Source organism: Chengkuizengella sediminis, from assembly GCF_010078385.1.
Classification (GTDB): Bacteria; Bacillota; Bacilli; order Paenibacillales; family KCTC-33759; genus Chengkuizengella; species Chengkuizengella sediminis.
In genome coordinates this window covers 55,108-62,207 of the sequence record NZ_SIJC01000016.1, presented here as the reverse complement: position 1 = coordinate 62,207, position 7,100 = coordinate 55,108, and the positions used below count along the sequence as shown (strand labels likewise).

At 32.8% G+C, this 7,100-nt stretch carries 7 protein-coding genes and 1 pseudogene; 2 read left to right on the top strand and 6 right to left on the bottom strand.

All coding sequences use genetic code 11. The annotated features are described in order from the left end of the window. Window positions 1-379: 379 nt before the first annotated feature. The gene (locus tag EPK97_RS20030; RefSeq protein ID WP_162038404.1) at window positions 380-601 is read right to left on the bottom strand and encodes a hypothetical protein; all 222 of its coding nucleotides are present in this window, start codon (window positions 599-601) and stop codon (window positions 380-382) included. Window positions 602-721: 120 nt separating this feature from the next. Continuing rightward, a pseudogene (locus EPK97_RS22040) lies at window positions 722-1,302 on the bottom strand (stage II sporulation protein M). A 272-nt stretch (window positions 1,303-1,574) separates the two neighbouring features. Here EPK97_RS22040 and pdaB point away from each other — a divergent pair. Continuing rightward, window positions 1,575-2,348 carry a polysaccharide deacetylase family sporulation protein PdaB gene (pdaB, locus tag EPK97_RS20015; protein WP_162038402.1) on the top strand — a complete coding sequence of 258 codons (774 nt, stop codon included), beginning with the start codon at window positions 1,575-1,577 and terminating at the stop codon, window positions 2,346-2,348. A gap of 104 nt (window positions 2,349-2,452) precedes the next feature. Here the strand turns inward: pdaB and EPK97_RS20010 are convergent, their stop codons facing one another. Next, entirely contained in the window at window positions 2,453-3,034 is a 582-nt protein-coding gene (locus EPK97_RS20010) for a KinB-signaling pathway activation protein (RefSeq protein WP_162038401.1), read from the bottom strand. Between the two features lie 198 nt (window positions 3,035-3,232). Between EPK97_RS20010 and gerD the strand changes: the two genes are divergently transcribed. After that, entirely contained in the window at window positions 3,233-3,838 is a 606-nt protein-coding gene (gene gerD, locus EPK97_RS20005) for a spore germination lipoprotein GerD (protein WP_162038400.1), read from the top strand. Window positions 3,839-3,863: 25 nt separating this feature from the next. Here the strand turns inward: gerD and EPK97_RS20000 are convergent, their stop codons facing one another. The 3 genes from EPK97_RS20000 to sat all read right to left on the bottom strand — a co-directional run bounded on the left by EPK97_RS20000 (window position 3,864) and on the right by sat (window position 7,074). Next, window positions 3,864-4,967, bottom strand: coding sequence for an Mrp/NBP35 family ATP-binding protein (locus EPK97_RS20000; RefSeq protein ID WP_162038399.1), 1,104 nt, complete (start codon window positions 4,965-4,967; stop codon window positions 3,864-3,866). Window positions 4,968-5,048: 81 nt separating this feature from the next. Continuing rightward, window positions 5,049-5,780 carry an N-acetylmuramoyl-L-alanine amidase CwlD gene (gene cwlD, locus EPK97_RS19995; RefSeq protein ID WP_162038398.1) on the bottom strand — a complete coding sequence of 244 codons (732 nt, stop codon included), beginning with the start codon at window positions 5,778-5,780 and terminating at the stop codon, window positions 5,049-5,051. Between the two features lie 118 nt (window positions 5,781-5,898). Then, window positions 5,899-7,074 carry a sulfate adenylyltransferase gene (gene sat, locus EPK97_RS19990; protein ID WP_162038397.1) on the bottom strand — a complete coding sequence of 392 codons (1,176 nt, stop codon included), beginning with the start codon at window positions 7,072-7,074 and terminating at the stop codon, window positions 5,899-5,901. Window positions 7,075-7,100: the final 26 nt, after the last annotated feature.

Here is a 7,100-nt window from a genome sequence, read left to right as displayed (position 1 = left end):
TCTTTGTTACATGTTATATCCGGGTTCCCAAAAGTTTAAAACTTTTGAGCTATTTGTTTGGATTCCTGAATATCTTTCAGGTCTCCTTAAGTTCACTCGTTATTCAGTTTTCAAGGTGCAATTCTTTTTTAAAAGTGTCGTTGTTCTGTTTTTCAGCGACTCAATAATCATATAACATTTGGTTGTTTATTGTCAAGTGCTTTTTTAAAATTTGTTTTGTTCTGTCTTCATTCTCTTGCCTGCCGTTTTTCAGCGGCGAAAATAAATTTATCATAGAATAAAAAGCATGTCAACATGTTTTTTTAGTTTAATTCATCATCATTAACCTTACAGTATTGCAAGGATATAAAATCAAACATATCATTGAACTATGAAAGTATTATTTTGTATACTTTCTATTTATCGCATATTTTGAAAGTTGCTTAGGTGATGCAAGCCTTGCATACATGCGAAATATGACTTTATATCTAGCTTCAATAGCAGATTTCATCTGCTTGTCCAATTTCATATCTTTTAAATCCATTAACATTTCATCTAATTCTTTACGAAGTAGATAATCAATTTCTTGAGTTTCTCGGTCATTTAACAATATTCCTAACAATCTAAAACTACCTCCAATTTCCTTTTTAAGAAGATTTAGGTTAACTATTGTTTTAATGTTATGCTCAAATTTTACCTATTTTATGAATACTTTTTTAAACATTTTCAAATAAAAAATAAACTAACCTAATAGGATTGGGGTAATCGTTGATTCAATAATAGCTGCCAGCATTAGGACTGCAACAGTAAAAATGACCAAAGTAACTGAAAGCTTCATAAATGCTAAGAATTCACTTTTATTTTTAGCTCTTAAATTGTTATTTCCACTCTGAATAAGCCATTTCATAATCAGTACTCCCAATTTAATTCCATAAGCAGATGCAATTAATATGACTGGAATTTCAATATTCCATGAGGTAATATCCCTCTTAAAAAAAGCTCAAACACACCAAATTCTGATTCAGATTGCGGAACTAATTTAAAGACATATCCAATTAGCATCCCATTCATAAGCAAAGAAGCCACTGGAATTAATGAAAAGAAGAAACCACTGTATACCATAACTAAGGATGCCTGCACATTATTTTTAAAAATATAAATAAAACCAGCTAATTGGGAGTTATCACTACTTTCAATTTTTTCTCCTATTTCGCCAATTTTTAGTAATGCTGGCTGTAATAGTTGCTCTAGAACATCCGCTTTGAAACCAATCACTGCACCGATTACAAATAACAAAGTAGAAATATAGAAATATACCTTCATGTCTCTAAAGTTAACAAAGAGACTTTTAAAATTAATCACTTCTTTTAAGAAAAGAGATGTTTTCTCACTATTAGACTTCTTATCATTATTAGATGTTGATACATTATTGAATTCCTCTTCTTCATTAATTTTATTGTTTTCATCATTCATATCATACTTCCTCCTATAGGTTGTTTAACTTTTTGTACAAAGAGTGCATAAGTTTGTTGTACTAGCATACATTCTACTAATAAATAGTTTGAACGTTTGTCAATTGATTAGGGGGTAATACAATGAACTTCTTTTTAGTATTGAATGGAAAAAAATTGAAACAGTACTTCATTATTCTTGTTGCTGCAATATTTGCTGCGGGTATTATTTATTCTGAGAGTGAAAATATCGCTGTATTTTCTAATGTTTCAAACGAAGAACCTGCAGCCATCTATAGTGTAGACACAGAAAATAAGGTAATCGCTCTCACTTTCGATATCAGCTGGGGAGAGAGTAGACCTGATCCAATCATTGATATCCTAAAAGATAAGGACGTTAAAGCCACTTTCTTTCTATCTTCTCCATGGACAAGAGATCACCCTGAAATTGTAAAAGACATCGTGGATTCTGGATTTGAAATCGGTAGCCACGGACATAAACATAAAAATTATAGCACTTTTAGTGATGAAGAAATTCGAAAAGAAATACAAACGGCCCATAAAATCCTGTCAGAAGATACAGGAACTGTTCCAAATTTGATCCGCATGCCAAATGGTGACTTTGATAAAAGAGTATTAAACATTGCTAACGATTTAAATTATAAAGTAATTCAATGGGATACTGATTCAAGAGATTGGATGAACCCTGGTGTAGATCATATTATTAATCGAGTTGTTTCCAAAGCACATCCTGGAGATATCGTATTACTCCATGCTAGTGATTCATGCAAACAAACCCACCTTGCTCTGCCAACGATTATTGATCAACTAAGAGAAGAGGGATATAAATTTGTAACCGTATCAGAACTAATAAATCAATCCTCATTGGATAAAAACGAAGTTAAAGATCAGTCATAATCAATTTTATATAAATTAATTTATATAAAATAATGAGCCTATTTAGGCTCATTATTTTTTTATGATGCTAACCACTTTCGACAAATCGATTTTAGATATATGCTTCAATTTTGAATATTATTTTGCTTCTTCCCAACTAACTTATGTAATTTCATAATCTGCCAAATATTACAACACAAAAGTGGTACGACCATAATAAATGTTGAGTGTACATTATTTTCTCTTAGTGAAGGAACCGCTTCAATAATTGTCACAACAAATATAAAAAACACAGTGGGTGTAAAGGCATGAAAATTAGTTGCTTTACTTTTCAACCATGCGATAAATAAGGCTGCGACCAACATTAAAACAGGTAAAATAGAATAACCCAATATTCCTGCATTATTTTCCTCAAAGAAACTGTACCTCAAAATAATTACATCTAAAAATGTAATGACAATCAAAATCCACTGAATGATCTCCCACATTCCCTTTTTAGTGATCATCCCTTTTGCAATATAATTTAACATCATATAAGCAAAAAAACCCATTTGACTTAATACACTAAACATCAGTCCACTCAAAAAAATAAGGAAAATCACTTTAATATCTAGAGTAGGATCCAGTATCAATCCGGTTAATAAAGAAGTGACAGCCCCAATAAATAAAGTTGTAAAAAATAAATAAGTGTATTTTTTTAAGTTCAATCATTTCACCTCAAGTATAAGAATCGTGAATATTTCAATCTTATCCTAGCTATTGTACCAACCTAAATTCAAAAATGCCAACTAAAAATCATAAAGTTACGTAGAAATTCACATAATATAAATCACCTATATTAAACATGCTAACACCCTGATGTCATTATCTTTGATATTAAAGATGAAGGAGGTATAACAAACAAAATGGTGAAACTTATTAAAATTCTACTTTTCATCCTTCTTATTTGTCTTGCAACTAGTTGTGGTTCTGATGAATCTTCCGGAGGAACACAGGCCTATAAAGATACTAAATCTATGGTCTTGGATATACTTCAATCTGAAGATGGTAAGAAAATAATAACGGAAGCTTTAGAAAAAGATGATAATAAAAACGGTCCAAAGATGTTACAAAACTTACCAAAACAACAAAGTGAAGAGATAAAAGGAGCAGTAAAACTATTATTTACTGACCCTAGTTTCCCTAAGTACTTTGAAGACATGATGAAAAAAGATCCAAAGTTTGCTGGAGAGTTTGCTAAAACCATACAAGAACAAAACAAAGATATTCATAAAGAACTTTTAAAGGATCCTGAATATCAGACTCAGTTACTTGAAGTTATGAAAGACCCCGAATATAAAGATATGATATTTGAAATCATGAAAGGTAAAGAATACAGGAAACAAACTATGGCGATCATGCAAGATGCATTAAATAGTCCATTATTCAGGGTAGAATTAATGGACTTGTTAAAAAAAGCAATGGAGGAAGAAAGTAAACCAAAAGAAGAAAAGAAAAAAGAAGAGGAATAACACCCTCTTCTTTTTTAAGTATGAGTTACCTTTTTGTACGGTTAATTATACTGTCAGCTACTTCTAAATATGTTCTACCTATATCAGTTTCTTCTTTATAAACAGATGGGGAAAAATCTGGCTCCTGCGGATGATTATCAGGTGCTCCTAAAGGAATTTGGGCTAACAAATCAGTATGTAATTCCTCCGCTAATTTAGCGCCTCCACCTTTTCCATACACATAATCCTTTTCCCCGCACTTTCCGCATTGATAATAAGACATGTTTTCAACTACACCTAAAATCTCATGATTAGTATTTATAGCCATAGAACCAGCTCTTGCTGCAACAAAAGACGCCGTAGCATGTGGTGTAGTCACAATAACTTCTTTACTTTGCGGTATCATTTGATGTACATCCAAAGCTACATCACCTGTGCCAGGAGGGAGGTCTAACAACATGTAATCTAAGTCTCCCCATTGCACCTCTGAGAAAAAATTCTTTAACATTTTCCCCAACATTGGACCTCTCCAAATAACAGGAGCATTGTCTTCTACAAAAAATCCCATTGAAATGACCTTTACTCCATGACGCTCCACAGGAATGACTGTGTTTCCTTGCACTTCTGGTCGGTTCTCAATTCCCATCATATCTGGAATACTAAATCCATATATATCTGCATCAATAATACCTACTTTTTTACCTTTTCTAGCGAGTGCAACCGCTAAATTTACTGTAACTGTTGATTTTCCAACCCCACCCTTACCACTAGCAATAGCAATGAACTCTACATCTGCATCCTCATTCAATACTGCAGCCGAGATTGGTTGTGTATGTGGTTTAGGTGCTTGTTTTGGCGTTTCGTTTGGTTTGCCAGATAACTTATTTTGAACTTCTTTTCTTTCAAAATCTGTCATTTCTCTAAAACGTATATGTACTTGTCCCTCTGTTAAAACACTTAATAGCTCTTTTATCTCTGTTTCAATTTTCTGTACTGTTGCGTCTTCTTTATTTGAGAGTGCAACTGTAAGGTTAATAGATTGTTCTCTTATCATGAGATCACGAACTAAATTTAGGCTGACTAAACTTTGATTTAATTCGGGTTCTTTAACTTTCTTTAACAATTCAAATACACGTTCTCTTGTAATCATCTCTACACGCCCCTACTCTTCTCATATGTAATATGTATTTATGTGTTTTATTATAACATAAGATATAAATTCTATATGTTACTATACCTGATCCCCATCATAATATCGAAGAATCGCATGATATATTGACTCCGCAACTTTAAGCTGATATTCTTTACTCTTTAAAAGCTCTAATTCTTCTGGATTAGATAAAAAACCTGCTTCCACCAATGCAGATGTTATGTTCGTACTTTTTAACATAATTAATACATCTTTCGTTAATACTTCACGTGTGGTATTTAAGTTAGTTTTAAACTCATCTTGAAGCAATTTAGCCAATCTCTGACTTTCTTCTGATTTTGAATGATAGAAAGTTTGAGCCCCATACCATTGACTGGATGGAATACTATTTAAATGAATACTAACTAATAAATTCGCATCACTTTCGTTAATCAATTTTAATCTGTTATTAAAATCTATCCTCTTTTTATTTTTTGTGGCATTTCCCTTTAAGTCTGCATCTGTTTCTCTTGTCATGATCACAAATGCACCTGCTTCTTGCAAATAATCCCTTAAATACAATGAAATACTTAAGTTTACCGTCTTTTCAAGCAATGATCCATCTTTACTAACGGCACCTACATCAAACCCCCCATGCCCTGGGTCAATTGCAATAGTCTGACCTGATAAAGAAGATGAACTTCCAGTCCATGTCAGAACCTTTGGATAACTTTTGTATAAAATTGAAATTGTTATTACTAATAATAACAATATGAAAAACAATTTCGATATTCTTAGGTCCCTTATCACTTCTCTTATTTTTCCCTTAAACATAAAAAACACCCCACTCCATATGACTTATATATCTATATGGAGTAGGGTGGACAAATATTACATGAAGTAAACATGTTATTTATGTCTAGTTCATGTTTTTGTTTTTTGATTAGTAGTGTTATTTCGAAGAAACTAAGTTGTTTTCTGACATGCCCTCAATTAATACTTTTGCAACCTCCGGTCGAGAAAACTCTGGAGGAGGACAATTCCCTTCTCTTAACATCGCTCTTACCTTTGTACCTGATAAATGAAGATGTTCTGATTTGTCATGTGGACAAGTTTTACTTGAAGCCATATTGCCACATTTTTTACAATAAAAACTATGTTCAAAAAAGAGTGGGGTAATTCCAATCTCTTCGCCTGTAAATTGACTAAAAATCGCCTGCGCTTCATAGGTACCATAATAATCCCCAACACCTGCATGATCTCTACCCACTATAAAATGTGTACAACCGTAATTTTTTCGTACAAGTGCATGGAAAATCGCCTCTCTAGGTCCTGCATATCTCATTGCAGCAGGGAATACACCCAAATGGACTCGATCTTGCGGGTAGTAGTTTTCCAGTAAAACAAGATAACTTTTCATACGTACATCTGCGGAAATATCATCCGATTTTGTTTCTCCAACTAATGGGTTTAAAAACAAACCGTCTACAATTTCCATTGCACTTTTTTGAATATATTCATGTGCGCGGTGTACAGGGTTTCTTGTTTGAAATCCACATACAGTTTTCCAACCTTTTTGTTCAAAAAGAGCTCTAGTTTGAACAGGATCAAAATAAAATTCATTAAATTTTTCTGGCTGTGGTCTATTTAATACCTGTATTGCTCCCCCTACATAAGTAGACGATTTTGTATATAATTTTTGTACACCTGGATGTTCATTTTCACTTGTCTTAAACACTTTTTCTGCTTCTAAAGATTGATCAACATCATAAATACTTTCTATTTGAATAACAGCATAAGGAATACCATCTTGCTCTCCTATCAAAGCAGCTTGTTTTCCAATTTCTAAATGTCCTACAATTTCTTTATCCACACCTAATGTGATAGGTATACTCCATACTGTACCATTAGCTAGACGCATGTTTTCAACAACAGATTTGTAATCGTCTTCGTTAAAAAATCCAGTTAAAGGAGAAAATGCTCCTACACCGATAAGGTCAATATCAGATATTGCCCAGGTATTTACTTTAATTTGGGGTAATAAAGGAACAAGTTTTAACAAGTCTTCTCTTTCTTGCCCTGTAACCAAGCGATTGATTAGTTCGCCTCCATGAGCATTAATCGTCATTTAACAGCTCTCCTTAAGATTTATTT